This window comes from Pseudosulfitobacter sp. DSM 107133 (assembly GCF_022788695.1).
Lineage (GTDB): Bacteria > Pseudomonadota > Alphaproteobacteria > Rhodobacterales > Rhodobacteraceae > Pseudosulfitobacter.
The window spans coordinates 15,492-40,147 of record NZ_CP085154.1 but is presented as its reverse complement, the minus strand read 5'-3'; the positions used below and the strand labels follow the sequence as shown (position 1 = coordinate 40,147).

At 61.8% G+C, this 24,656-nt stretch carries 22 protein-coding genes; 5 read left to right on the top strand and 17 right to left on the bottom strand.

Annotated elements, in window-relative coordinates; genetic code table 11:
- Positions 1–4: 4 nt before the first annotated feature.
- From DSM107133_RS00180 to hslV, 5 genes are all read right to left on the bottom strand, one after another.
- Entirely contained in the window at positions 5–1,249 is a 1,245-nt protein-coding gene (locus tag DSM107133_RS00180) for an MFS transporter (RefSeq protein ID WP_240310360.1), read from the bottom strand.
- Positions 1,246–2,337 (bottom strand): alpha/beta fold hydrolase, encoded by a 1,092-nt coding sequence (locus tag DSM107133_RS00175; protein WP_114291828.1) that lies wholly within the window; start codon positions 2,335–2,337, stop codon positions 1,246–1,248. The genes DSM107133_RS00180 and DSM107133_RS00175 overlap by 4 nt, the downstream gene beginning before the upstream one ends.
- Before the next feature lie 67 nt (positions 2,338–2,404).
- Positions 2,405–3,709 carry an ATP-dependent protease ATPase subunit HslU gene (hslU, locus tag DSM107133_RS00170; protein ID WP_028955562.1) on the bottom strand — a complete coding sequence of 435 codons (1,305 nt, stop codon included), beginning with the start codon at positions 3,707–3,709 and terminating at the stop codon, positions 2,405–2,407.
- 13 nt (positions 3,710–3,722) lie between these two features.
- Entirely contained in the window at positions 3,723–4,793 is a 1,071-nt protein-coding gene (locus DSM107133_RS00165) for a hypothetical protein (RefSeq protein WP_114291827.1), read from the bottom strand.
- Positions 4,780–5,370, bottom strand: a complete 591-nt coding sequence (gene hslV, locus DSM107133_RS00160; RefSeq protein ID WP_114291826.1) for an ATP-dependent protease subunit HslV — start codon at positions 5,368–5,370, stop codon at positions 4,780–4,782. The genes DSM107133_RS00165 and hslV overlap by 14 nt, the downstream gene beginning before the upstream one ends.
- Positions 5,371–5,470: 100 nt before the next feature.
- Here hslV and DSM107133_RS00155 point away from each other — a divergent pair, with 100 nt between their 5' ends.
- Positions 5,471–6,379: a hypothetical protein gene (locus tag DSM107133_RS00155; RefSeq protein WP_114291825.1), complete on the top strand. Its 909-nt coding sequence runs from the start codon at positions 5,471–5,473 to the stop codon at positions 6,377–6,379.
- 52 nt (positions 6,380–6,431) lie between these two features.
- Here the strand turns inward: DSM107133_RS00155 and trxA are convergent, their stop codons facing one another.
- The 8 genes from trxA to DSM107133_RS00115 all read right to left on the bottom strand — a co-directional run bounded on the left by trxA (position 6,432) and on the right by DSM107133_RS00115 (position 18,321).
- Positions 6,432–6,752 carry a thioredoxin gene (trxA, locus tag DSM107133_RS00150; RefSeq protein WP_114291824.1) on the bottom strand — a complete coding sequence of 107 codons (321 nt, stop codon included), beginning with the start codon at positions 6,750–6,752 and terminating at the stop codon, positions 6,432–6,434.
- A gap of 36 nt (positions 6,753–6,788) precedes the next feature.
- Positions 6,789–10,178, bottom strand: a complete 3,390-nt coding sequence (gene addA / locus DSM107133_RS00145; protein ID WP_114291823.1) for a double-strand break repair helicase AddA — start codon at positions 10,176–10,178, stop codon at positions 6,789–6,791.
- Positions 10,175–13,132 (bottom strand): double-strand break repair protein AddB, encoded by a 2,958-nt coding sequence (addB, locus tag DSM107133_RS00140; RefSeq protein WP_114291822.1) that lies wholly within the window; start codon positions 13,130–13,132, stop codon positions 10,175–10,177. The genes addA and addB overlap by 4 nt, the downstream gene beginning before the upstream one ends.
- Positions 13,125–13,808 carry a nucleotidyltransferase family protein gene (locus tag DSM107133_RS00135; RefSeq protein ID WP_114291821.1) on the bottom strand — a complete coding sequence of 228 codons (684 nt, stop codon included), beginning with the start codon at positions 13,806–13,808 and terminating at the stop codon, positions 13,125–13,127. Before DSM107133_RS00135 ends, addB begins: the two co-directional genes overlap by 8 nt.
- Entirely contained in the window at positions 13,790–14,803 is a 1,014-nt protein-coding gene (locus DSM107133_RS00130) for a phosphotransferase (RefSeq protein WP_114291820.1), read from the bottom strand. Before DSM107133_RS00130 ends, DSM107133_RS00135 begins: the two co-directional genes overlap by 19 nt.
- Complete coding sequence (gene tsaE / locus DSM107133_RS00125; protein WP_114291819.1) at positions 14,800–15,273, bottom strand: tRNA (adenosine(37)-N6)-threonylcarbamoyltransferase complex ATPase subunit type 1 TsaE; 474 nt, start codon at positions 15,271–15,273, stop codon at positions 14,800–14,802. The genes DSM107133_RS00130 and tsaE overlap by 4 nt, the downstream gene beginning before the upstream one ends.
- Before the next feature lie 35 nt (positions 15,274–15,308).
- The gene (locus DSM107133_RS00120) at positions 15,309–16,859 is read right to left on the bottom strand and encodes a PAS-domain containing protein (RefSeq protein ID WP_114291818.1); all 1,551 of its coding nucleotides are present in this window, start codon (positions 16,857–16,859) and stop codon (positions 15,309–15,311) included.
- A gap of 76 nt (positions 16,860–16,935) precedes the next feature.
- On the bottom strand, positions 16,936–18,321 hold the full coding sequence (locus DSM107133_RS00115) for a sensor histidine kinase RegB (protein WP_114291859.1): 1,386 nt from the start codon (positions 18,319–18,321) through the stop codon (positions 16,936–16,938).
- 95 nt (positions 18,322–18,416) lie between these two features.
- On the opposite strand from DSM107133_RS00115, the gene DSM107133_RS00110 reads away from it, so the two are divergent.
- Both DSM107133_RS00110 and DSM107133_RS00105 read left to right on the top strand, forming a co-directional pair.
- On the top strand, positions 18,417–19,034 hold the full coding sequence (locus tag DSM107133_RS00110) for an SCO family protein (RefSeq protein ID WP_114291817.1): 618 nt from the start codon (positions 18,417–18,419) through the stop codon (positions 19,032–19,034).
- A gap of 69 nt (positions 19,035–19,103) precedes the next feature.
- Entirely contained in the window at positions 19,104–19,658 is a 555-nt protein-coding gene (locus tag DSM107133_RS00105; protein ID WP_114291816.1) for an ActR/PrrA/RegA family redox response regulator transcription factor, read from the top strand.
- Here the strand turns inward: DSM107133_RS00105 and DSM107133_RS00100 are convergent, their stop codons facing one another.
- Complete coding sequence (locus tag DSM107133_RS00100; protein ID WP_114291815.1) at positions 19,659–20,147, bottom strand: GNAT family N-acetyltransferase; 489 nt, start codon at positions 20,145–20,147, stop codon at positions 19,659–19,661.
- Positions 20,144–20,752 (bottom strand): HD family hydrolase, encoded by a 609-nt coding sequence (locus DSM107133_RS00095; protein ID WP_114291814.1) that lies wholly within the window; start codon positions 20,750–20,752, stop codon positions 20,144–20,146. Before DSM107133_RS00095 ends, DSM107133_RS00100 begins: the two co-directional genes overlap by 4 nt.
- Before the next feature lie 66 nt (positions 20,753–20,818).
- Between DSM107133_RS00095 and DSM107133_RS00090 the strand changes: the two genes are divergently transcribed.
- Both DSM107133_RS00090 and ahcY read left to right on the top strand, forming a co-directional pair.
- Positions 20,819–21,109: an S-adenosyl-L-homocysteine hydrolase gene (locus tag DSM107133_RS00090; protein WP_114291813.1), complete on the top strand. Its 291-nt coding sequence runs from the start codon at positions 20,819–20,821 to the stop codon at positions 21,107–21,109.
- Positions 21,110–21,282: 173 nt separating this feature from the next.
- On the top strand, positions 21,283–22,674 hold the full coding sequence (gene ahcY / locus DSM107133_RS00085; protein WP_028955546.1) for an adenosylhomocysteinase: 1,392 nt from the start codon (positions 21,283–21,285) through the stop codon (positions 22,672–22,674).
- An 84-nt stretch (positions 22,675–22,758) separates the two neighbouring features.
- Here ahcY and DSM107133_RS00080 read toward each other — a convergent pair whose 3' ends face one another.
- The gene (locus DSM107133_RS00080) at positions 22,759–22,977 is read right to left on the bottom strand and encodes a hypothetical protein (protein WP_114291812.1); all 219 of its coding nucleotides are present in this window, start codon (positions 22,975–22,977) and stop codon (positions 22,759–22,761) included.
- A 193-nt stretch (positions 22,978–23,170) separates the two neighbouring features.
- Positions 23,171–24,655: a heme biosynthesis HemY N-terminal domain-containing protein gene (locus tag DSM107133_RS00075; protein WP_114291811.1), complete on the bottom strand. Its 1,485-nt coding sequence runs from the start codon at positions 24,653–24,655 to the stop codon at positions 23,171–23,173.
- Position 24,656: the final 1 nt, after the last annotated feature.

Below are 24,656 nucleotides of genomic sequence, written 5' to 3'. Positions count from 1 at the left end.
GACCCTAGGGCACCTCGGCACGGGTGCGGGCGATGCCCAGCCCGACCATTACGGACGTAAAGATGAAATAGGCGGCGATCCCCAGATATTGCACATTCAGGGTTACGCCCGCGTCGATCATTATGCCCGTGATGCCCGGACCTAAGGCAGACCCCAGCACCATAACCGCCGCTGCCATCGCCTTGATAGATCCGATATAGCGCGTGCCGTAGAATTCGGCCCAAAAGGCGTTTGGCAGGGTCGAATTCGCCCCCGTTGTCATCGACAGAAACAAGAACCCGGCAACCAGTGGCACAATCCCCTGCCCCAGCCCGAACAGCGTGAATGCCACCACCATCGGCAGCTGGTAAAACGGCAGCAGCCGCGCGGTGCCAAAGCGGTCTAGCGCCCAGCCGGACACGATCATAAAGCCGATGGAACACACCGTATAAATCGGGAACAACGCCACCAGTGACAGATGCGTGATGCCTTTGACCTGGGCAAAATGTACCTGATGGAAGAAGAACGCAGTGCTAAAAGCCGACGGTCCCAGCAATGCGGGCACCATGAACCAGAACAACGGATGGCGCAGCGCCTGCGCCCGCGTCCAGTGCTGCCCGCACATACCAAAGCTAGCGTTTTCCCCGGCCATTGATTGCGGCGTGCGTTCGGTGCGCAGCAGCGTCAGCAGAACCGGCACACCAATCAACGCAACCAGCGACGCGCCGACCCACAACAGCCGCCAGTCCATCACTGTCATCAGCGCCACGAACGACAAGGGCAACAGCGCCTCGCCCACGGAAAAGCCCAGACTTGCGAGTGCCAGCGCGCGGCCGCGCGTGGCCACGAACCAGCGTGCCATTGCCACGACAGCGATATGGCTCGTCATGCCCTGCCCTGTCAGCCGCAGCGCAAAGATGACCACGGGCAAGGCCCAGACAAAAGGGTTGGCCGCCATCATCAGACAGGCCACCGCCAGCAGCGTAAGCACAGCCGCCCCCAGATGCCCGGCACGGAACCTGTCGGTCAGTCCGCCGGCCCAGATCATCACCGCCGCCGATGCCGTGGTACCCAGCGAATAGATCCCGCCCCATGCGCCATGGCTCAGGTCAAATGCGCCCTGAATTTTTGCTGCAAAGATCGAGATAAAGAACGTCTGCCCGAAGGATGACAACAGCGTCAGCAACGCCCCCGCGCCCAGCCATCGTGCGTTGCCGGATATGAATGCGGTCAACGGCTGCGATCCCGTCAAAGGGTTGATACGCATCATCTGTCAGGCGCGTGCACGGTCAACTCGGATGCTTTCCCATAGATGCGACGTGTGCCGGGCAGAGCAAAGCCCAGGTCACTGCCGCCGCCTACGAAACCTTTGTCCAGCCGGTCGAGATTGCTTAGAAGTGCGCCCAGCGCAGGTGATCCGGCCGGGACAAAATGATCGCCGCTTTGTTTGTCATCAAAGGCGGAAACGTCGATTACCTGAACTGGCAGATCGTCAACATCCGCGGCAGAGTTTACATTGCCCAGCTGCACGGCTTCTCCGCGCAGGCGTGCCGACAGTTTCAACACGATGTCGCGCTTTGATACGAAGATCAGGAACGGTTCAGGCAGCTTCTTGAATGCGCGGGCCTGCGCGCGGAAGACATCGACGTTCAGGTCGGGGGACATCAGGACCACACCGGCGATGTGCTGCGAGGTCCACCCCGGGCGCGCGATTTCGATCTGGCGCAGGGTTTCCATCAACAACGCCCCGCCCATTGAATGGGCCACCACAATGATCCGTTCGGTGCCCGAAGCCTGTATGTTATACAGCAGCTCTTGCAGTCCGTCGCGGGCAAACAGGGCGCTGTCGGCATCATATTGATATCCCAGCGGATTGCCGCGGCTGGGCCAGGCATAGGACACGAAAGAGCCGGGCAATTTCAGATCGTTGGCCATCTGCGCCACCCGAAACACCGCGTCGGCAAAGCTGTTGTTATAGCCGTGTACAAACACGGTCACGTCACGTTCTGTGGCTTCCTCTTTTTTGATTTCAAGGTTGAGGGCATCACGAAACCCGTCGGGCCGGGCAAAGTCGCGGCGCTGGGCGATCACGAAATCGCGGCCGGGCTTAGGGTTTTCCTCTCCGTCCGAAATGCGGCCGAATTTGTGGTCGGGCGGGATTGATACTTTGAGTTGCATCAGCTTGAGCTTCGAAGACCGCTGGACACTGAAGGTGCCGGGAGGTGTTTCCCTGCGGGTGGTGCCGACGAAAACGGACTTGATGGTGCCGACATTGATAGCATCCGGCAGCACGGGCGACGCCACGCGGTCTGCACAGGCAGACAGCAGCATCGCAAAAATGATCAGAAAACGCAGCACCCGATGCCCACCCTTCGGGCCAACCTAAGCTGAAACCCGAAAGGTGAAAAGGCGTGCGATTGCAGCCTTACAAAACGTAACGGCTGATGTCGGGCGAGGCCATGAGCTCGCCCAGGTTCTTGTCCACGAATTCAGCGTTCACGACCACCTGCTCGCCGGCACGGTCGGGGGCCGTGAACGACAATTCCTCGAACACACGCTCCAGTACGGTGTACAGCCGACGCGCACCGATGTTTTCGACCGACGCGTTCACCTCGGCGGCGATCTTGGCCAGCGCCTTGATGCCGTCCTCGGTAAAGCTGACGGTCAGGTCCTCGGTGCCCATCAGCGCGGTGTACTGGCGTGTCAACGCGTTGTCGGTTTCGGTCAGAATGCGGACAAAGTCGTTTTCGGTCAGCGCGCGCAACTCCACGCGGATCGGCAGACGGCCCTGCAATTCCGGCAACAGGTCTGACGGTTTCGACACATGGAACGCACCCGAAGCGATAAACAGGATATGGTCGGTTTTCACCGGCCCGTGTTTGGTGCTGACGGTGGTGCCCTCGATCAACGGCAACAGGTCGCGCTGCACGCCTTCGCGGCTGACGTCGGCGCCGCGCGCGTCCGAGCGGGCGCAAACCTTGTCGATCTCGTCCAGGAACACGATGCCGCTGTTTTCCACCGAGGCGACAGCCGCCTTGTTCACGGTCTCGTCGTCCAGCAGCTTGTCGGCCTCTTCACCGATCAGCACATCATAACTTTGCGCGACGGTCAGCTTTTTGCGCACGGTGCGCCCGCCCATGGCCTTGCCGAAAATATCACCCAGATTGATCATGCTGGCCCCGCCGGGCTGGCCGGGAATGTCCATGCCGCCAAAGGGGTTCGACGTGTCGGCCACCTCAAGCTCGATCACGGTGTCGTCCAGCTCGCCCGATTTCAGCTTTTTGCGGAACATCTCGCGGGTGCCGTCGCGGGCGTCGGTGCCGGCGATGGCGTCGATCACACGTTCCTCGGCGGCGGCGCGGGCCTTGGCCTTGACGTCGTCGCGCATGTGTTCGCGGGTCATGACGATGGCGGAATCGACCAGATCGCGGATGATCTGCTCCACGTCGCGGCCGACATAGCCGACTTCGGTGAACTTGGTCGCCTCGACCTTGAGAAACGGCGCGCGGGCCAGTTTCGCCAGACGGCGGCTGATCTCGGTCTTGCCGACGCCGGTGGGCCCGATCATCAGGATGTTCTTTGGATAGACTTCATCGCGCAGATCGTCCGCCAGCTGCTTGCGCCGCCAGCGGTTGCGCAGGGCAACAGCCACGGCGCGCTTGGCGTCGTTCTGGCCGATGATGAACCGGTCGAGTTCAGAGACGATTTCGCGGGGGGTAAGATCGGTCATAAGAGTTCCCGTATCAGTGTGAGGGCGGCAGCCGGTCAAGCGGCAGAACCTTGGATATAGGTGAAAGAAGCGCGGCGCGGATCGGTGTCCAGAACGCGCCAAGGGTGACAAGAAAGACGCCCAGAACCAGAATGGTCGTCGCGGCGCCGTCACCGCCAAACACGGTACTGGCCAGTGTGACGCTATAGGCGATTGCGGCGATCAGGAACGACCGCCGGTCGATCACGATGGCGACAAAGGCGAACAGCAACAGAACCGCCAGCAACATCAGGTAGGCAACGCCGGTGCCGCTTTCCAGCAGGCTCAGCGCGATTGTGTTGACCAGCGCCGGGGCGGCCACCACATGCAGCCAGAACCCCTGGGCCGACCGGCGGGTGACGCGGTGCGGGTCGCTCATGTCAAACATCATCGCCACGGCGAACACCGCCAGCCCCACCAAAAGCGTGATCCAGGCAAAGGGGCCGCTGGCCGACAGCAAGAAGAAATCGCTGACATTTGCAGGGGTTCCCATTCGGATTGCCCCCATCATCAGCGACTGTGCAAAGACACCCAGCGCAATCAGCGCCATGGCAAAGGGCACGCGGAAGCGCAGCCAGTACAGCGCAATGGCGGCCGTGGTCAGGCAGACGGGCAGCAACAGGCTGGAATAATCCGCCTGCGCTATCATGAACGGTTCGGCCAGCTGTGCGCTGAGGCCCGCGATGGCGTTCATCGCCCACAGGATCGACAGCGCAATTGCCGGGGCCACCATGCGGCGGCGGCGTACGAAATACTCCGACATGCCCCACAGGACCAGCGCGCCGACGACGGCCGCCAGCACGATCTTGCCCTGGAAACCGCCCAGCGACGTCGCAACCGAAAGCCCGGTTACAGCGCCCCAGCCCGCCGACAGGATGATCAGGCCGATGACGATGAAGATCTCGTTAAAGCCTTTGAACAGCTCGAACGGTTCATCGCCCGCAGGCAGGCTTTCGCGCGCGCCCCGCCGGCTTTGCGCCAGCGCCAGCAGCGAAGCGGCCTGTGCCTCGGTCAGCAGACCCGCGCCAACGGCGGCACGCAGGTCGTTGCGGTCAAATTCCGTCATGGGATGGCTTTGCGTCGCCGCTGGCTGTGATGGTTTCGACCGTCAGGTTGCCATTGGTGTAAACGCAAATGTCTGATGCAATCGCCATCGCGGCACGCGCCACGGCTTCGGCGTCGCGGTCGCTGTCCATCATGCCGCGCGCGGCGGCCAGCGCATAGTTGCCGCCCGATCCGATGGCGGCCACGTCATGTTCGGGTTCCAGCACGTCGCCGGCGCCGGTAATCACATACATTTCCGACCCGTCCGACACGATCAGCATCGCTTCCAGCTTTTGCAGGTATTTGTCGGTGCGCCAGTCCTTGGCCAGCTCGACGCTGGCACGCGCCAGCTGGCCGGGTGTCGCCTCCAGCTTTGCCTCAAGCCGTTCCAGCAGGGCAAAGGCATCGGCGGTTGATCCGGCAAAGCCTGCCACCACGTCAAACCCGCCGGGCGACAGGCGGCGCACCTTGCGCGCAGTGCCCTTGATGACCGTCTGGCCCAGCGACACCTGGCCATCGCCTGCGATCACCACCTTGCCGCCCTTCTTGACGCCTATGATCGTGGTCCCGTGCCAGCCGGGAAAGTCGGATTTTTCCATTGTCGCTCTCCTGTGTCTTGAGGGCCTATATGGCGGCGGGGGCATCCGCACACAAGGGTCGGACCTTGTCGCAAGCCCGTGAGGCGGCTAGCTATTGCGCATGAGCACCCCGAACACGGTCCGGTTTTACCTAGAGGCAGGCCTGCGCGACAGCGCGGCCAAGGGCGCGCATAATTTCATCGGCAAGATCGCGGCGGTGCTGGACGATGCAGGGCTGAAACCCGCCTATCTTGAGGGCACACGGGCCGCGCGGCTGGCCGGTGCGGCGCTGGGCGGGCCGACGCTGACCCATATGAAGCCGCCCGTGGGGGCGCAGGGGCTGACGTTCCGGCGCGTCTATCACTATCCGTTCTGGCAGATCGACCAGACCGACCAGCGGTGGGATTGGGACGTGGCAAGGGCCGGTTTTCCCGCAGACGATATCGAGCCCAAAGAGGCGCAGCGGTTCCATGGTTTCTGGAAGAAACGGCTGTTCGGGGATGTCGCCGCCAGTGAGGGCGGTTTCGTCTACATCCCGCTTCAGGGGCGGCTGAGCGAACACCGGTCGTTCCAAACCTGCACGCCGCTGGACATGATCCACCGCACCCGTACCGCATGGCCCGACAAACGCATCATCTCCACGCTGCACCCCAAAGAGGTCTATTCCGACGCCGAGATTGCAGCCCTTGAGGCCATTGCCGACCGCGACCCGCTGCTGGACGTGCGCATGGGCGACATGGAGCGCCTGCTGCCGGCCTGCGATTGCGTGGTCACACAGAATTCATCCGCCGCCTTCAACGGCTATTTCTTCGGCAAGCCGGCGATCCTGTTTGCTAAGATCGACTTTCATCACATCGCCCTGCGCGGCGACGATCCCGACAGTTTCGCGCGTATCGCGGACCACCGCCCCGACTACGCGAAATACATCTGGTGGTTCTGGCAGGACCAGTCGATCAACGCGGGCCACCCTTCGGCCCAAGCGAAAATCGCCGCGCGTCTGGCGCGGTTCGGCTGGCCCATTCCGAAATAAAAAAGGGCACCCCAACAGGGCGCCCCTTGTCGTTCACTGGCGGTGCGTGGACTTAGATCGAATCGTTGATCCAGTTTTGCAGCGCCGCCTTGGGCTTGGCGCCGGCCATGTTCGAAACGACTTCACCGTTTTTGAATATGAACAGGGCAGGAATACCGCGCACACCCATCTGGGCGGGGGAATTCGGATTTTCGTCAACGTTCACTTTGACGATCTTCACTTTGCCTTCCATCTCGGCGGACAGTTCCTCCAGCGACGGGCCGATCTGCTTACACGGGCCGCACCATTCTGCCCAGAAATCCACCACAACGGGGATGTCCGAGTTTTTGACTTCGGCGTCAAAGGTAGCGTCTGTAACTGCAACGGTGGCCATAGGTGTCTCCTGCCAGCATGATTGTGGACTGTGAACCTATGTAGCGCCCGACGGATCGTCAAGGTATTCCGCCCGCCGCAAGGCCGCTATGACCAGAGGTTCGGGCAACGGCATGAAACTTTGGTCGGTGGTCCACAGGATCGCCACGTCGATGCGCTTGCCCGCAAACACCTGTGACAGGGCCTGCGCATAGGCACCCATCTGCAACAAAAGCCCATCGGGACAGGTTTCGGGGCGGTCCGGCACGATGCGGTTGGTCTTGTAATCTATCGCAAGGATGTGATCGTCGTGGATGATCAGCCGGTCAATGATGCCATGCAGCCGCGCGGCGCCAAAGGCAGCAGTAACAGGCACCTCGGCCAACGCCTGATCGTGGAACAGATGCGCCAGATGTGGCGCTTGCAGGACCGCGCGGGCGTCTTGCACCGCCATATCCCACATCGCGTCAGGCATTTCGGCGAAATTGCCGCGACACGCGTCGATGATCGTGGGCCAATGGGCGGCATCACGCCCCGCCATACGCTCCAGCAACAGATGCACCGCCGAGCCGAAGGACATCGCCGTATCCTCATCCGCGCCCAGATCCCCGGGCAGCGCCTTGGCCCCGCCAAGGTCAGAGGGCGACAGCGTTTTGGGCGGTTCGGGCGGGCGCTGGGCGGGTGTGTGGAACATCGGATCAACCTCGGCCCTGAGTGCGGCGGGCGCTGATTGTTCGACCAGCGGCGGCGCGGTCCAGTCGCCGTGGCTGAACCGTTTGATCGTGCCCTGATCTGTCAGCGTATCGACCGCACCCATCTGGTCCAGCGCGGTTTGCGCGATCTCGTACCAGCTGTCGCCATTCTTGCCGGGATCGCTGGCGCCTGCGATGATCAACCACTTTTCTGCCCGTGTCAGAGCCACATAAAGCAGCCGCAAGCGTTCCTCGGCGATGTCCAGTTTCATCTGGTCCATGGCGTCGGCCACCATCTGCGGCATCTCGGTTGCCTTGGGCCGCCACACTGGATGGCCGCTCACGTCAAACACCTCGTCCTGAATGCGGATGTCGCGTTTGCCGGTGTCGGGCAGGATCACGATCGGCGCTTCCAACCCCTTGGAGCCGTGGACCGTCATCACGCGGATCTGGTCCGATGCACTGTCGATCTGGCGTTTGATTTCCAACTGGTCGGTGCGCATCCACACCAGAAATCCGGTCAAGCTGGGCACATCTGTCCGCTCATAAGCCAGCGCCTGCGACAGCAGTGCGTCGATGCCGTCCTCGGCCTCGACCCCCAGCCGCCCCAGCAGTTTGCGCCGCCCGTCGTGGCGGGTCAGCACACGTTCGATCAGATCATAGGGGCGCAGGAAATCCACGTTGTCGCGCAGGTCGCGCAGAACGGCGTAGGTTTCGGGATAGACCTCTGCTTGATCCCGCAGCGCGGGCCACAGATGGGATTGCGTGCGCCCATGCGCCAGGGAGAACAACTGTTGCTCGGTCCAGCCGAACAGCGGCGACCGCAGCACCGTGGCCAGCGACAGGCTGTCCTCGGGGGTGGCCAGAAACGACAGCAACGCCGCCAGATCCTTGACCGCCAGTTCGCCGCCCACCTTCAGCCGGTCGGCCCCCGCAATCGGCAGGTCCAGCGCCTTGCAGGCGCGGATGATCTCGGAAAACAGGGTGGACCGTCGCTGCACGAGGATCAGGAAATCCCCCGCCCGCACCCGCCGTCGCACATAGGTGCCGGGGGTGGCGCCATCGTCGGGGATCGTCTCGGTTTCCATCAGATGCTTGATATGCGCGGCCACATCGCGCGCCAGCAGCAGATCGTGGTGCGTGGGGCTCAGCCGGTCGACCGGATCGTACCAGACGTTTTCCTGCTCTTTCTCGGCCTTTTCGCGGAACGGCCACAGGTCCACACGCCCCGGCAGGTCGGATTTGAATGCGATATGCTGCGCCTGTTTGGCAAAACCGGGCTGGGCGTCTTCGGAGAAACACGTATCGACCAGCCGCAGAACCGCAGGCGACGAACGAAACGAGAAGTCCAGCGTGCGTTCCTGAAACAACTGCCCTGCCCCCTCGATGCGTTGCTGGAACTCGGCCTGCATCCGGTGGAATTCGCGCGGATCGGCCCCCTGAAAGGAATAGATCGACTGTTTGGTATCCCCCACCACGAACACCGTGCGCAGCACATCCGTGCGCGCGCCGTCACCGCTGGCGAATTCCTCGGTCAGCTTGCGCACCACGTCCCATTGCGCGGGACTGGTGTCCTGCGCCTCGTCCACCAGAATGTGGTCAATGCCGCCGTCGATCCGGTACAGCACCCATGCCGCGACCTTTTTGTCATAAAGCAGGCTGCGCGCCTTGTTGATCAGATCGTCAAAGTCCAGCCAGCCGCGCAATTGCTTGGCCTGTTCGTAATGCGCCAGAAACGGGGCGGCAAACTGGTGCAGGCTGTGCGTCTTGCGCGCCGCACCAAAGCCCAGCCGCAGCGCCCGCGTGTCCTCGACCCGGCGCATCAGGTCCTCCAGCGCGGGCATCATGTCGGCAACCTTGGCCTGTGTCGGTTTGGTGGGGAAACTGCCCAGCTTGGCGGTGAACGGCTCCTTGGCACCTGCACCCGTCAGGAACACGTCTTCCATGACGGCCAATGCCGACAGGTCCATCCGGTCGATCTGTTGCAGCTTTTGCCCCGCCTTGGCGTCATTGCCGCCCTTGGCCAGCAGATGCGGGACCAGCGCGGCCAGCATCTCCGCCTCGTTGCCCATCAGAACACGCGCAGCGACGGTATCAGCGGTCAGGTCGGGCGGCAGGTCGAACAGGGTCAGACAGCCCGCCCAGTCCAGCGCGGGGGCAAAGCCCGCCTGTTGCCCGACAATCTGGCGGGTCAGCTTGTCGAAATCCTCGCCGGTGAATTGCGCGGCCAGCGCGCGCACGATGGCGGCCTCGGACCCCAGCGCCATACGGTCGACGATCTCGGCGCGCAGCATGTCGGCGGCGCGGTCCTCGATCTCGGTGAACTGCGGGCTGACCTGCGCCTCAAGCGGAAAGCGGCGCAGCAGGGCCGCGCAGAAGGAATGGATGGTCTGGATCTTCAGCCCGCCGGGCGTTTCGATGGCACTGGCAAACAGCGTGCGCGCGCGGCGCAGGGCCTCGGGTGCTGTGGCGTGGCTTGCACCCAGGTCGACCAGCGATTGCGCCAGTTCCGCGTCGGGCAGCATCGCCCAGGCCCCCAGCCGCTTGAACAGCCGGTTCTGCATCTCGGATGCCGCAGCCTTGGTGTAGGTCAGGCACAGGATGTGCTGCGGCTCGACCCCGTCCAGCAACAGCCGCGCCACGCGGTCGGTCAGCACCCGCGTCTTGCCCGACCCCGCATTGGCCGACAGCCAGGTCGATGCATCGGGGCGCGCCGCCTCAAGCTGGCGGCGGGTGGCTTCGTCCAACGCGGTCATGTCACATCCTCGGGCGTGGGCTTGGTGCCGGTGTCCCATTCGCCGTAGCGGGCCAGCTGGTCATAGTCTTCTTCGTTCAGTTCCGAACGCGGGGCACGACGGGCGGTGAACCCCTTTTCCGGGTCCAGATAGGCACCCAGCAAGGCGCGCAGATCCTCCAGCGTTTTCTCGGGCGGCTCGTCCAGCAAGGGCGCTGCAACCTCTTCGGGGGTTGAGCCAAGGCCGATGTAGATCGCGCCGGCGACCGGGCGCATACCAACGGATTTGAACCCGCCCTCTTCGAGGATCGCGGCCTCGATCAGCAACTGTTTGTCGAAATGCTGTTGCACGGCCGGCTTGGGGGCCGATCCGGTCTTGTAGTCATAGAGGATCGCGGAGCCGTCCCCCGTTTCGTCGATCCGGTCGGCGCGGCAGGCGATGGTCATGCCGATGTCGTCCAGCAGCAGAGTGCCCTGCGCGTCCTTTTCCAGCGCGAGCGGCGTCGCGGTTTTGCGCCGTTCCGCTTCTTGTGCGACAAACCAGTCGGCCACGCGGGCGATGCGCGCCTGCCACAGGGTGCGGAACGTGGGCCACGGCACCACATCGGCCAGCACTTCGTCAGCGGTCCGCACCAGGTGGGCTGCGGTCAGCGTCGATGGATCGGTCAGCGTCATCGGCAGGAACCGTTCCATGATCTCGTGAAGAACAATCCCGCGCAGCCGCGCATCGGCGTCCTGAACCAGCGGATTCAGCGGGCGCAGGCGCAGGCAATGCTTGGCATAGACGGCATAGGGATCGCGGATCAGCCGCTGGATGTCGGTAACGTACAGCGTGCGGGGTCGCGCCGCGACGGGCGGGCGTGGTGACGGGCGCGGCGCAGGGTCCACGAGAGTCGCCTCTTCCAATGCTCGCGCCTTGGCCAGCCAGACGTCGCCGCGGGCCTGCGCGGCTTTCAACGCATCGGGTCCGCCCTGCGACGGCAGACCCAGCAGCAGGTTCTGCATCCGGTTGATCCAGCGCGACGGAATCGTTTCGGCGTCGTCCGACCGCACCGCGCGCGTGATCCAGACTTCTGGGGCGGCGACGGCCTGTTGGAAATCATGGGCGGCCAGCCCGATGCGCCGTTCGGGCAGAAGCAGCCCGGCCTTGTGACGCATGACGCGGTTTAGCCAGGGATCGGGTGCGGGGGCTTCGGGCCATGTGCCGTCGTTCATGCCGCCCAGAATGACCAGATCGGCGCCCTGAACCCGTGCCTCGAGCGTGCCCCAGATCATCACACCGGCAAAGGGTGCATCGCGGTCGCGCACTTCGCCGCCTGCCAGCAGCGCGCCGATCAGGTCAGCATAATCCGCCGCCGACATGGCACCACCCAGCGCGGCCTCGTCCGCCAGCGCATCCATGATCCGCCGCGCCTCGGCGCCTGCTTTTTTCTCCCACAGACCGCCGCTTCCCGCGCCTTCCTCTCCACCGGCCAGCGCCTCGGTCAGGTCGCGGTGCAGGGTGACCCAGTCGGACAATGCGTGATCCTCGGCGGTGTCCCTGTCGCAGACCGTCGCGGCCAGCCATTCGGCCCATGCGGTGATGCGCGCACGCTCGTCCCCGTCCCCTACCGCACGGCTTGCGGTGGCGATCAGAGTGTCGGGCGTCGGATAGGGCAAGCCGTCCTTGCGGATCTGCAGCTCCAGCCGCTGCGTGTTCAGCTGGTGCTGGTTGCGCGTGGGCGTGCTGTGCACCAGCGGGTGCTTCAGCAAGGTCAGCAGCGCCTCGGCGTCCAATGTGTCGCGCAGCAGCGATGCGGTGTGCCGCAACAGCCGCCCCGGAGGCGACAGGTGCAGCGGCACGCCCGCGCTGTCGTCGGGCAGGATGTCCCAACGGTCCAGCGCCGCAGTCACCTGCCGCCCCAGCATCCGGTCGGGGGTGATCAGCGCCGCCGTCTTGCCCTGCTCGACGGCCATACGCAGCCGCATGGCAATCGCCAGCGCCTCGGCGCGCGGGGTTTCGGCGTTGACCATCGTGACCCCGTCCAGTGCACGGTCCAGCCCGTCCAGTTTTGGCCCTTCGATCAGCCAGGCATCGGTGACAGGCGCAGGGCGCAGCGCCAGCGACACCAGCTTGTTGCGCACCGGATCGGGCGGCGGGGTCTGCGTCCATGCGGCGACTTGGTTGGCGTGCATGTCCAGCGCTCGCGCAATGCTTTGAAAGCGGTACTGCGGATGATCCTCGGCCAGCAGCCCGTCGGACAGGTTCGACCACACCTCGGGCGGCATGTCGAAATCAAAGCCGGGCAACACCACAGCCCCCTGCGGCAGCCGCGCCACGGCCTGCATCAACATCTGAACCGTGCCGCGCGATCCGGTCGAGCCTGCAACAATCACCGGATGCTGCGGCGGTTCGCGCTCCCATTGGTCGATCAGTGCAGTCACAACCGCACGGTGCCGCGCCTGCCCGTCCATCTGATCGGTGCGCGGCCCCAGATAGGTTTCGGCGATCTTGATAAAGGTCTTGGCCCGTTCCCAATGGCCCGACTGGTCGGACACATCCAGCCCGGTGACCTTGTCAATCGGAACACCCTCGCCCTGCATTTCGTCCAGCAACGCGGCCAGACTGTCCGACAGATCGAACAACGACGCGCGGGGGGCCAGTTCGGTCTGACGATCCAGCAAGCCCGACACCAGCTGGATCAGCTCCAGCCGCCTGCGCAGCGCAGGCACGGCGGGCGGTGGCACGGGGCCGGTCAGCAGCCCGTCCAGCCCCGTCACCAGATGCACGCGTGGCAGAAGGCCGGCGGGACCGGCATCAAACAGCGTGCGCAGGCGGCGCTGCATCCGCGTGGTGTTCACGATCAGATCGACACGTGCGATGGCCGCAGGATCGGTTTCGGGCAATCGGTCGCGCAGCCCGTCAATCAACGCTGCGGGGAAATCCACGCCGGGTGGCAGGCCGAACAGGCGCGGGGTGTCAGTGGGCTCAAACATCGGCGGCCAACATGGCTTCGGCCAATGCGATCCCTTCGGGGTGGCCCACGTCGCACCAACGGCCCGTGTGGGTGATCCCGAACAGACGGTTGTCTCGCAGCATCATGTCCCACAGAACGTTCAGTGAAAAACTGTCTTGCGTGATCCCGGCCAGCATGTCGGTTTTGATAATCTGCACCCCGCCATAGACAGCGCCCTGCCCCCGTTGCAACCGCCCGTCAGGACCAATGGCAAAGTCGCCCTGCCCGCTATAGCCGACTGCTTGGGCCACCGGCACACACATCAACAGCGCGTCCATGCGCGCAGGCTCCCATGCCGCACACAGCGCTTGCAGCGGGTTCGATCCGGTCCATATCGCGTCGGGGTTTACGGTAAACACCGGCCCGTCGCCCAGCAACGGCAGCGCATTTCGCAACCCGCCGCCGGTTTCCAGAATAGCGCCCGTCTCGGTCACGGTCTGCACGCCGGTGCCGGCCAGATGGGTCTCCAGTATCTCAGGCAGATAATGCAGGTTTGCAACGATCCGGTCGGGCGTGATGGCCTGCACCATGTCCAGCGCATGGTCGATCAGTGGCCGGCCGGCCACGGGCACCATCGGCTTGGGGCGGTCCTGGGTCAGGTGGCGCATCCGCGTCCCGAACCCCGCCGCAAAAATCATCACTGCGGGGTCGCGCATTGGGCTTTGATCCGGTTCAGGGTTGTGGCGTCGGGTGCAGGCAGCCCGGTTAGCAGACCGGCCAGCGGGGCCACGTCGGGGTGTTTCAGGTTGGTCTGGATATGGCCCCAGACGCGGGGGATCAGGTCGACGTAATGCGCCTTGCCGTCGCGGATGCACAGGCGGGCAAAAACGCCCAGAATACGCAGGTTGCGTTGCAGGCCCAGCAGCGCATAGGCGCGGGCAAATTCGGTCGCGTCCTGCGGGCTGGCGGCGATATAGCGCGCGATCATCTGTGTTTCGATTTCAGCGGGAACATCGCGCCGCGCGTCTTGCAGGACCGACACCAGATCATAGGCTGGGTGCCCCGCCATTGCGTCCTGAAAATCCAGCAGTCCGACGCGGGCGATGCCGTCGCGGCCGGGCAGCCAAAGCAGGTTTTCGGCGTGATAGTCGCGCTGGATCAGAACGGGCGGCACAGCGTCCAGTGGCGCAAGCGCTGCGCGAAAGGCCGTGCTGAACCGCGCCTTTTCCTGTGCATCTACGGCACCCGTTGCACCCGTTTGATACCAGTCAAAGGCCAGCGCGGCCAATGGTGTCATCGTATCGGAATCATAAGCCCCCAGCGCGGGCGGTATGGCGCTGTGCAGCGCGATCAGCACATCTGTGGCAGCTTGATACAGGGGCAATTCCAGCGCGGGATCGCGTTTTACCACGCGGGCAAACAGATCGTCGCCCAGATCTTCCAGCAGCAGAAACCCGTGGGTGTCATCGCGCGCCAGAATGGTCGGAGCGCTGAGGTTTTGGGCGCGTAGAAAGTTTGCGATATGCACGAAGGGGCGTACATCCTCGCCTTTGTCGGGGGGGGCGTCCATCAAGATTGTGGTCTCGCCATTCGGTCGGCTTAGCCGGTCATAGCGACGGTTTGAGGCGTCCCCTGCGACGGTTGTGCGGATGGCGTCCTGCCATCCGGCATCGGCAATGAACTGCGCCATTCGGGTTGCGCGGTCGCTCATGAGTCTAGCCCTGCAAGTCGGTCACGCCACTTTGGATCGCTCCACTGGGCGTGCAATATGCGTGCGTTGGTGTCCGCTGTATTCGCCAGTGTCAAATGCAACGCTGTTTTGGGGGCGAGCGTGCCCAAACGGTCGGGCCATTCGATCAAACAGATCGCATCCTCAAAGGCGTCGATCAGGCCCAGCTCCTCGATTTCGAAGGTCGAGGTCAGACGGTACAGATCGCTGTGCCAAAGCGTACCGTTTTGGGTGTCATAGGTTTGAACCAGCGTAAATGTGGGGGATGGCACATCTTCGTCCACAAGCAGGATCGCGCGGATCAGGGCGCGTGCCAGATGGGTTTTTCCGGCACCCACCGGCCCGTCCAACAATATGACGTCGCCCGGCAACAGGCGCAGGCCCAACGTCGCCGCGAATGTGGCGGTTTCGTTGGAGTTTGCAAAGAGGGTTTCAAAGTGGTCTGCCGCCATGGCAGCAACCTACCGTGCGCGTCGGCAGCCGCAAGCTAAATGGCATTTCGGGTCTGGCCTAAAACGGCAATTTTCAGATGTTTCGAGCGATTTGAAACGTCGCCCCGTAGCAGGTCGAATTGAATCATTGTCGCGCCGCCGGCAACCGGGGTGACAGTGCACAGGATTTTCTTCCCATCTGTTGCCAGAACTTCGACGCTCCATTCAGAACGCGGACCTGAGGATCTGACGAAATCACTGATCGCAGCCCATGCCGCGTTCGGCTGGCATTTATCCCGCCACGCCTTCACCGAATCTCCGATGGTGATATCAGAAAAACTGTGCTCGGGATCAAACCCCCACATGTCGGAATAGGATCGGTTGCACAGGGTCAGAACCCCCGCAGGAGAGAACAGCGCCAGCCCCTCGGACAGGGCGTCCATCATCGACTGGCTCATATCCAGTTCGGCGCGGAAGTTACGGGTCACCGAGACTTCGGCGCTGATGTCTTCGATCAGAAAGGCGACGGCGTGGTCGGGATGGGGTTTACCGTTAACGCGATAAGTCTGACCGGATTCCAAAGTCCATATTTCGTGGTAACGCCCATCTGCTGCCGCGCGGATCAGGTCGGCAATGTCCTGTCGCCAAGTGCGATAGTTCTTGGGTTCTGGCATCATTCTGTTTTCGCGCAAGCGGTCGAAAAAGGACAGCAAGTCGGGCTGCGCGCTTAGAAACTCTGCGGGCAGACGTGTCAGTTCTACAAGTGCGGGATTGAACAGGGCCAGTTGCCCCTTGCGGTCGAAAATCGCCAGACCGATGGGCAGCTGCGCAAAGGTTTTGGCAAGTGTCTGTACAAAATTGCGCTGGGCGACTTCAGCGTCAATGACAGCGTCTATGTTGATGGCATGTGCAACAGTCACCCCGTCGATGTCCTGCTGCGAAGCGTCGAACCAGTGGGTCTTGCCGTCAGGTTGCGTGGTCACCGCCGCACGGCGGTGGATCGGTGCCGGCGAAGACCCCAGAACATCGTCAAACAACGCAGGAAGCGTATCTTCGCCGTAATCAACACTACGGGCCAATTGGTCGTAGGCTTCGTTTTTCCAAAGAATGTGCCCCTGTCCATCCTTTTGCCACATCGGATAGGGCGCCGAGGTGCTGGAACGTTCAAGTGTGTCAATCTTGGCTTGCAGCAGCTGCATTCGTTCGTTGTGGCCGATGCTGTACTCGACCGCTGCGGACAAGCTGAGTTCGACAACGGCCCCGCGTTTTTCCATCGTCAGCAAGCCGTTATCGCCGCGCATCAAGGCCTGAATGTAATGCACCCCATCTGGCAACAGCGCGGGATCGGGTGGAAGATCCTTGAACCGGTGACGCAGCTGGTCATACATCAGGCTCCAGGTCAGCGTTTCAAGTTCGCAATCCAGCGCAACAAGGGCCGAGGGGCTGGCGTGGGTTGCAAGATCACGGTCAAATAAAATACTGATATCATTGAATAAATGAATTTTAGGCTTGCTACCACGGACACCCAGCCAGAAAATTGCCCCCAGCACGGCAACCGCAGAAACAAGTGCGGTCGCTGCGATAATGATGATGTCGATCAGTGGCATGGGGGCCCCGGGGTCTGTACAAGCAGAGGCAACCAAAACAAAAATAGGTTAACAGAGCATTAACTATCGCAGGCAATCACAGCGAAAACCGTTGGTTAGGTCCCAATTCTGCGGCGCTGGATTCGATTTCGCGCCGGACCCAGACCACCTCGACAATAGCGCCCAGCCGGGCCTGACGCGGGTGGCGTGGCGACGTGTAAGGGTCTGACCCGTTTTCAAAATTCAGCTCCGCTCCCGATCGTTCAAGCAGAGTTTTGGCAATAAACAAACCCAACCCCATGCCGTCATATGCGGGGCGTGCTTGCTTGTCGCCAACCGACCGGCGCCGGGTCACAAAGGGATCGCCAATCCGGCCAAGCATCTGTGGCGGATATCCGGGTCCGTCATCCATGATCCTCAGTGAAATGGTGGTCTGGGTCCAATGTGCCTCGACCCAGACATTTGCCACGGCGAAGTCCACAGCGTTCTGTATCAGGTTGCGCAGGCCGTGGATGATCTCGGGTTTGCGCAGAATCGACGGTTGGTCAATTTCATCGCCCGAGTCGGGATCATGGGTATAGTGGATATGCTTGCCGCGATGGCTGTGCGGTTCGGCGGCCTCGGAAATCACCGCCATCAGCGGCGCCTGCCGCAGGTGCAGATCGTCTTTGCCGGCGCGGCCCATGTCCCGCAGGATATCACGGCAGCGGTCGGCCTGATCCCGGATCAGTTCGGCATCTTCGCGCAATTCGGGATCGTCCAGTTCTTCGATCAATTCGGCGCTGGTCAGTTTGATGGTGGCCAGTGGCGTGCCCAGTTCATGCGCTGCGGCGGCCACGACGCCGCCCAGATCGGTAAGCTTCTGCTCGCGCGCCAGTGCCATCTGCGTGGCAGAAAGCGCATCAGACATCGAATCCATTTCCGAAGTGACGCGCCGTGAATAGACCCCGATGAACACAATGGCGATCACCAGAGCTGTCCATTCGCCGAACACAAAAATATCGGGGATGCGCAGAATAAGCCCATGATCGGTGCGCAGCGGGAAATGATATTGCGACAGCAACGTGACCAGAATGATGGCAGTGCCGCCTGTCATGATGGCCGACCGTGTGGTCAGGACAGCCGCAGAAATCGTCACCGGCCCTAGCATCAACAGCGCAAAGGGGTTGTGCAGCCCGCCCGTCAAAAACAACAGGAACGCCAGCTGCAACAGGTCGAACATCACCATCATCAGGTTCTCGACCTCGGTCAGGCGCTTGTTTTCGGGAAAGACAAAAATCGCGATCAGGTTGCCGATCACCGACACGCCGATTGCCAGATAGCAAAGTCCCAGCTCCAGTTGCAGCCCGTACAGCCGCTGGGCGACTGTGATGGCTGTTAACTGCCCGATAATGGCCACCCAGCGCAGCAAGATCAGCGTGCGCAGGCGTATCCAGCTGGACCGCTGGGCGCGGGTCATCAGGTCAAGATCGGGCTGGGCCATTATGTCACGATGCTGTTCATTGAAATTCGCATTAGGGCTGCATACCAGTGTTCCACGCAGCGCCATTCGGCGCAATCCTTTGCCGGAGGCCCTCCATGACCCGACTTGTTGCCATTCTTGCCGCTATTGCTGCCATCGCTGTTGTAACCGGAACATTTCTGTTTACGCGCATGAACAGCGACGACGCGTTCGCTCAATGTCGCGGCAGTGCTGTTGCCGGTGGCACAGGTCAGATCGGCGGCCCGTTCGAGCTGGTGAATGGCAAGGGGCAGACCGTGACCGACAAGGATGTGATTACCGAACCCACGCTGGTCTATTTCGGCTATACGTTCTGCCCCGATGTCTGTCCCTTTGATGTGGCGCGCAATTCCGATGCGCTGGATGTGCTGGCGGATCGGGGCATTTCGGCCTCGGGCGCGTTTATCTCCATCGACCCGCAACGGGACACACCCGAAGTTGTGGGCGAATATGCCGAAGCCATGCATGAAAAAATGATCGGCCTGACCGGTTCACCCGAACAGGTCAAAGCGGCAAGTCAGGCCTACAAGACCTATTACAAGGCCCATCCGTCGGAAGATGAACTGTACCTGGTGGATCACTCGACTTTTACCTATCTCGTGCTGCCCGAACAGGGCGTTGTCGATTTCTTCCGGCGCGAAGTCACCCCGGATCAGATGGCAGACCGGGTACAGTGCTTTGTTGAACATTCATAGGTGAGGTTTGACGCGGGGTGCGCCGCACTTCATAGTCGCGGACAGTGAATTTCATGCAGGAGAAACGGCATGGCCGAGGTTAGCCCCGAGGATATCGGTGAAGACAAGTCGCTGCTGCTGGTAGACGACGACGAGCCGTTTCTGCGCCGTCTGGCCAAGGCGATGGAAAAACGTGGTTTCGAGATTGAAACCGCAGATTCCGTGGCCGCAGGGCGCGCCATCGCCACGGCCCGTCCGCCTGCCTATGCGGTCGTTGATCTGCGGCTTGAGGATGGCAATGGTCTGGACATCGTCGAGGTGCTGCGCGAACGCCGCCCGGAGGCACGGGTTGTGGTGCTGACGGGTTATGGTGCGATTGCCACTGCCGTCGCCGCCGTCAAAATCGGGGCCACCGACTATCTGTCGAAGCCGGCGGATGCCACCGACATCACCAACGCGTTGCTGGCGCGGGGCGATGATCTGCCCCCGCCCCCGGAAAACCCGATGAGCGCGGACCGCGTGCGCTGGGAACATATCCAGCGGGTGTACGAGCTGTGCGACCGCAACGTCAGCGAAACCGCGCGGCGGTTGAACATGCACCGCCGGACCTTGCAGCGCATTCTGGCGAAACGGTCGCCGCGCTGATTATTTCAGATCAAACCGTTTGCTGATCTTGTTGACCACCTGACCGCTGTCCAGCGTCACACCCTCGTCAAAAGCCCAGTCGCGAAAGCCCCGGCTTTGGTAATAGGTCAGCCCGCCCTCGTTGTCGGCGCGGATGGTGGCGTTGATCCAGTCATAGCCCAGCCGCGCGGCGGCCTTGCGCGTCGCATCAAACAGAGCGGACCCGATGCCCAGTCCCGTGCGTCCGATCTGCACGAAGCTGGCGATGTCGCAGGCTTCGGGCGGCAGTTTTGCGTTGGGCGCAATCCATTGAAATCCCACAACCGCTTCGGTTTCATCCACCGCCACCTGCCACACCGCACGGTCACCTTGCGCCGCCATCCGTTCCTTGATGTCTGCGGCCGTCACGGTGCGGGTCAAGGCCGTTGTGCCGCCCTTTTCAATAATGGCGTTCAGTAGATCTGCCATGGATGACGCATCCAGCGTCGTGGCTTGGCGAACATGAATCATGGTAAACTCCTCAGCAATTCCGCATGGCGTGCGGTGAAATCTGCGCGGGTCTCGACGGGTGGGCGCAGGATGATTGAAAGGCCATCTATCAGGTCGGGGTCCGGCTTCCCGAAAATCTTGTCAGCTTCGGCGTTCGAGAATCCGGCAATCTCGGTCGCTTCCATCCACGCGCTGACGGTGTCGGCCCGCTTGATCTGTTTCTTGACCGCTACGGGCACTTTGGCTGGCAGACCAAAACGCAGATGCACGGCCGCCTCCAACCGTTCATCCAGAACGCCGTAACTTGGCCCGATGGCCGCCTTTACCGGCGAGATCATGTCGCCGATCACATATTCGGGCGCGTCGTGCAAAAGCGCCGCAAGTCGCCACTTTGCAGGGGCATTCGGTGCGATGCGGCCAAAGATGGTTTCCACCAGCAACGAGTGTTCCGCCACCGAATAGGCAAAGTCGCCCCGCGTCTGCCCGTTCCACCGCGCAACAAAGGCCAGACCGTGAGCAATATCCTCGATCTCGATGTCCACGGGGGTCGGGTCCAGCAGGTCCAGACGCCGTCCCGACAGCATCCTTTGCCAGGCTCTGGGGGCTGATTTCGATGCGCGTGCCATGTAACCTCTTGCAAAAGAACGGAACCATTTTCGCCTTAACGTGTTCTATCCCTGAAGGAGCACATCATGAAACCCGTTTTGACCATCGCCGCACTGATTTTCTCTGCCTCGACTGCAATGGCGGCAGGCACATGTATGTCCAGCGCTGAAATGGAAGCTTCGCTGGTGGATTGGTACGGGGAAACACCTGTTGCCGGTCAGGAAGCCAAGGACACCCAGCTGTGGGCGTCCGAGCGGAACGGGACATGGTCGCTGGTTCAGTATCTGCCCGATGGCAACAGCTGTGTTCTGGAAACCGGAGAAGACTGGAACGGCGGTCAGGATGCTGACGAATTGGTGGCCATGCTGACCGAATAATACCGTATTCCGTCAGGCACTTCCGACCGGCCCGGCCCCTGCCCGGCCGGTTTTGTCGTGTCTGGGCCTGTGGCGTCGTCGTCTGTGCGTTACTTGAATGGGGTTATCCATTGTTTAGAAAGAGTCAGACTGATATGCGCTGACCAAATTTCACAACACCCACGAGGGCCCTCATGGCAAACGACTATATCGTCAAGGACATCGCGCTGGCCGAATATGGCCGCAAGGAACTGGACATCGCCGAAACCGAAATGCCGGGGCTGATGGCCCTGCGCGAGGAATATGGCGAAAGCAAACCATTGAAAGGGTCGCGCATTGTCGGGTCCCTGCACATGACGATCCAGACCGCTGTTCTGATCGAAACGCTGGTCGCGCTGGGCGCGGACGTGCGTTGGGCATCGTGCAACATCTTCTCGACCCAGGACCACGCGGCCGCAGCCATCGCAGCCAGCGGCGTGCCTGTCTTTGCGATCAAGGGCCAGTCGCTGGTCGAGCATTGGGATTATCTGGACAAGTCGTTCATGTTCGAAGACGGCCCCAACCTGATCCTGGACGATGGCGGCGACGCCACGCTGTACATCCTGCTGGGCGCGCGCGTTGAACAGGGTGAGGACGAGCTGATCGCCATTCCGAAATCGGAAGAGGAAGAGGCGATTTTCGCCCAGATCAAGAAACGCATGGCCGCCAGCCCCGGCTGGTTCACCAAGATGCGCACGCAGATCGTGGGCGTTTCCGAAGAAACCACCACGGGTGTGCACCGTCTGTACGACTTGAAAAAACAGGGTCAACTGCCCTTCCCCGCGATCAACGTGAACGACTCGGTCACCAAGTCGAAGTTCGACAACAAATACGGCTGCAAGGAATCGCTGGTTGACGGCATCCGCCGCGCCACCGACACCATGATGGCCGGCAAGGTTGCGGTCGTCATGGGTTACGGCGACGTTGGCAAAGGTTCGGCCGCATCGCTGCGCGGTGCCGGTGCCCGCGTGAAAGTCACCGAGGTTGATCCGATCTGCGCCCTGCAAGCGGCGATGGACGGTTTCGAGGTTGTGCTGCTCGAAGACGTTGTGGCCGACGCCGACATCTTTATCACCACTACAGGCAACAAGGACGTGATCCGCATCGAGCACATGCGCGAGATGAAGGACATGGCTATCGTTGGCAACATCGGCCACTTTGACAATGAAATTCAGGTTGCTGCCCTGAAGAACCACAAGTGGACCAACATCAAGGAACAGGTGGACATGATCGAGATGCCCAACGGGCACCGTCTGATCCTGCTGTCCGAGGGCCGCCTGTTGAACCTCGGCAACGCCACCGGTCACCCGTCGTTCGTGATGTCCGCCAGCTTTACCAATCAGGTTCTGGCGCAGATCGAACTGTGGACCCGTGGCGACAACTACGAAAACGATGTCTACATCCTGCCCAAGCATCTGGATGAAAAAGTCGCCCGTCTGCATCTGGCAAAAATTGGCGTCAAGCTGACCGAACTGAACGCCGAGCAGGCCGCCTATATCGGTGTCACGCCCGAAGGTCCGTTCAAGCCGGAACACTACCGTTACTGATCGGCGCTGATGGTCCGAAATTTGCAAAAAGCCGCTCCGAAAGGGGCGGCTTTTTGTGCATCCGGTTTCTTCGAAAGTGCTCTGTCAGGTGACAGTCATCAGAACAGTCAGAACAGATCCAATGACCACCAGCGAAACCAGACCTGCAAAACCCAGAATCAGCATTTTGGGAGAGGTCAGCGCGCCGGATTGATCGCTTGCGTCGATCCGCTCCGGTGCCTTGGGATGCCCAGCAAACGCAGGTTGTCCGTGTTTCGCTTCAAGCCGTTTAAGACGCTCCTGAAAACTGATCGAAGATGTCATTTTGTTCGTCCGCTGCAAGTGTCAAAGATGGCATTGGCCAATGTTCAACACAAATGTGACGGCAGACTGCGACAGGATTAGGGCAGGAATGGTCTGATTTTGCGGATGTCAGAGCGCTTTCGAAAAAACCAGAACCACGTATCGTTGTCATAAAAGGCCGCAGAGTTCGATTTCTGCGGCCTTCATAGCGCCCCTAGTTGCGCGATGGTTCCTCGCTCAGGTCCTCGGTCGTGTCGGGGGCGTCCGTGTCCAGCAATTCGGCATCCTCGATCATCGTCAGATCGGGTTCCGGTTGTGGCTCGGGGTTGCCGACAATCATTGGCAACATGCCGATGCTGCCGGGCATCGCAACTTCGGCCATCGGCGGTTTGATCCATGCGAGCGTGTCAAAGCTTTGGCAGTTTTCGCAAACGGGCTGCCAGTTGGCGTGAATGTGCAGGCAGTTTTCGCAAACCCACTGCGGCCCGCGCGGCACGGTCAGGGCGCGGGTCAGCCAGCCCTTGACCACATTGTCGGGCGCCCCTTCACCACGTTCGATGGCGGCCAGCAGCGTTGCGACACGCGCGGTGGGATCGGTTTCAAACAGATCGCCCAGATCGCGCCGCGCCTGCGGGAAATCCTCGTTCGCGATGTGCAGTTCGGCCAGCAACATCCGCGTTTCCGAATGATCGCGGTGCAGCTTGGTCAGGGTCTGAAACCGTTTCATCCGCGCGGCGGCCGTTTCTTCGGGTTCGATCGCGGCAAAGGTCGCGGCCAGATCGGGATGCGGCATTGCCTCCCAGGCCTTCTTGATCACGCGGCTGGCGTATTTCTTGTTGCCCTGCTGGATATAGCTTTGCGCGGCCATAACCGCTGCGGGGATTAGATCGGGCGACAGCCGGTTCGCCTCAATCGCGGCTTCACGGGCTTCGATGGTCTGGTCGGCCTCGAACACCTGTTTCGCTTCGGACAGGGCCAGCACCGCGTCGCGGCGTTTGTGCACGTCGCGGGGCAGCGCTCCGGTTTTCAACTTGGTGTGCAGCGTGGTGCGCGCACCGGCCCAATCCGACGACTGGGCTTGCAGTTTCAGCAATACATCGCCGGTTTCCGTATGGCGCGGTTTCAACGCGAAGGCCTTTTTGGCCAGCTCCAGCGCCGTCGCTGTGTCACCTTCGGCCAGCTTCTGCTTCATGATCCCGCGCACACCGACAAAACGGGTCTGTTCGTTTTGCACCAGCTTGCGATAGGTCTGTTCCGCCTTGCGCCAGTCGCCTGACATCTCGGCCGCCTGTGCAGTCAGCAGGTCGGTCAGTTCCGGTCGCTTGAGGTACTTTTCGGCCTTGGCGGCTTTGGTCATTGCAAGTCGGCCCTCGCCCGAGGCCAGCGCCATCATACCCTCGGCCAGTGCGTTGAATCCCTTGGCCTGACGGTTGCGCGCGAAATAACGGGTTATCGCTGTCTCGTCGCCATTCAGAAAGTGCCAGACAGCAATCAGCGCGCCGATGATCTTGATCAGCAGCCAGACGGCCAGAACCAGCAGGGTCAGTGCCATGACCGATTCAAGTGGCCCCAGCGTGAATTCGGTGCCCGCGACGACCACCTGCACGCCCCCTTGGCTTTCCAGCAGATACCCCGCGCCCAACGCGATGGCGGCAACGGCGCAGACGAACAGTACGATTTTTACCAGTGACCAGATCATG